The sequence below is a fragment of the Endozoicomonas sp. ONNA2 genome, from assembly GCF_024606365.1.
Classification (GTDB): Bacteria; Pseudomonadota; Gammaproteobacteria; order Pseudomonadales; family Endozoicomonadaceae; genus Endozoicomonas.
On record NZ_JAHHPO010000107.1, the window covers coordinates 1 to 2,289 of the forward strand.

1 protein-coding gene is annotated in these 2,289 nt (G+C 43.7%); it reads left to right on the top strand.

All coding sequences use genetic code 11. The features are described 5' to 3' along the window. The first annotated feature begins 33 nt into the window (after positions 1 to 33). A complete protein-coding gene (locus KDK14_RS01945; protein ID WP_373691016.1) occupies positions 34 to 2,265 on the top strand; it encodes an ankyrin repeat domain-containing protein in 2,232 nt (743 codons plus the stop codon). Positions 2,266 to 2,289 lie beyond the last annotated feature (24 nt).

The following is a 2,289-nucleotide window of genomic DNA, read 5'->3' on the forward strand; positions in this document are numbered from 1 at the left end:
GGCACGACCGGCTTCCGAAGGTTTCAACGTCTTCTGAAGTTACGGATTCAGGTCTCTGATAACGATGGCAATACGGCTCTTCACCTGGCTGTTCAGAGTGGCCAAACAGACAGCGTTAAGGCAATTCTGAACATTGACCATAACCGCATAGGGCCTATGGACATATTTCAATTAGCTGTTCATTTTAAAAATAAAGAGAATAAAACGGCTCGCGACCTGGCTATTCAAAATGGCCATAGAGAGGTTGCCGAGGCATGTCGTGGCTTCCTGGCCAAAATTTTGAAGATAGCTCTCTCCCAGGACCCCATTACCATTAATATTATGAATTTTGTCAAACATGTGGTGGGCATTGATCACTCCCTGGCCAGAGATACGGACAACAATGGTAATACGGCTCTCCACCAGGGTGCTGAAAGTGGCAGAACAAATATAGTCAAGGCATGGCTGGCCATTGATAGCTCCCTGGTCGAAGAAACGAATAGAGATGGCAATACGGCCCTTCACTTGGCTGCCCAAAATGGCCATACTGGTACCATTCAGGCATTTCTATGTCCAGAAGTTAAAGAAACTGTAATGGAGCAGCTATTCACTCGGGATGAAGTGGCATTTGCTTATTTGTTGGGGACAAGAGATCCAGAAAAAGATGCTATAAGCGTGCTAGTTGGATTGTTTGAAAAGGATAATAAAGATGGCAATAAAGCTCTCTACTTAGCTGCTCAAAATGGCTACACAGATACCGTCATGGCACTTCTGGACATCGATTTTATTAATCAAGGACTCGGCCGCAAATCTGAACATGCCCTTCTTGATTATACCCTTAAGGCTTGCCAGATAGCTGATCAAAATGGCCACCCAGAGACAGCTACGGAATTGCGTGGTCCCATGCTTCACTTGGCTGTCAAAAATGGCGATAAAAGGGTAGTCATGGAATTGCTGCAAATTGATGGTTCCCTGGCCAGAAAAAGGGATGAAGCTGGCGATATGGCTCTCCACGTTGCTTCTCTTAAAAGTCGCACCGAAATCGTCCAGGTATTGCTAGACTTCGACCCCTCCCTTGCCAAAGACAAGGGTGCAGATGGTAAAACACCGCACCACCATGCTGCTGGTGGCGACGAAGAGTCCCTGAGCGGAAATTGCCTTGAATTATTAATTGGAGCAGAACCGGATATCGATGCCACTGATAACTCTGGGAACACACCATTACACCTCGCCGCTAAACGGGGCTATTCTGGTTGCGTGAAATTGCTGTTAGACGCGGGAGCGGATATAAAAGCTAACAATAAAAAGAAGACGCCACTTCATCTTGCTACTCAAAAAAAAGAAGAGTTTGGGGAGAAAGAAAAGTGCAAAGGGTGCGTAGAATTATTAACTGAGGCTGGAGCAGATATTGATGCCACTGACAAACATGGCAACACACCATTAAACAACGCTGCTGCCTCGGACCTTTTCGGTTGCGGGAAATTTCTGTTAGACGCGGGAGCGGATATAAAGGCTAACCTTGAAGGGGAGTCGCCACTTCATAAAGCTTGTTATGGACAAGGTAACCATCATTATGTGAGATTATTAATCGAAAAAGGAGCGGATATCAATGCCGCTGATAATTCAGGTAACACAGCATTGCACCACGCTGCTAAGCATAGAAATACCGAATGCATGAAATTACTGTTAGATGCGGGTGCAATTATTAAGAGTAACAAGGATGGGAAGTCGCCAATTAACCTCGCCACTCCCAAGTGCAAAAGATTGTTTCAAAACAGAGAAGCTAACCTTTATCCAGACAGTACAATGAGACGAGAGCAAATTGAACAACTTTGCTCTGTAGCTAAGGAGGATAACGTTCAAAAGTTGAAGGATTTGCTCAGCACTTGGTTGAATATCAAAGTTAGTGATGATAATGGGAAAACGGCTCTGCATTATGTTGCTGAAAATGGTGGAGTCGAATGCTTGAAACATCTATTAGATAACAGTGACGTGAATATCAACCTGCGCGACAATAGTAAGAAAACAGCTTGTCATTATGCTGCTAAAAATGGCCACATAGAATGTCTCAAGTATCTATTCAACCGTGGTGTCAATATCAATCTTACTGACGGGAGTGAAAAATCCGTTCTGCATTATGCAATAGAATATGAAATGCAAAATGCAGAATCAAACGCAAAAGATAAATCGAATACAAAAGAAACGTGTCTTGACTACTTGTCCAGGAACGGCTATGAGTTCTCTCCCTCAAATATCTTCCTGATTACCACTGATCGTACGTCATGATACAGAGAAAGTTTATTTAAGAAT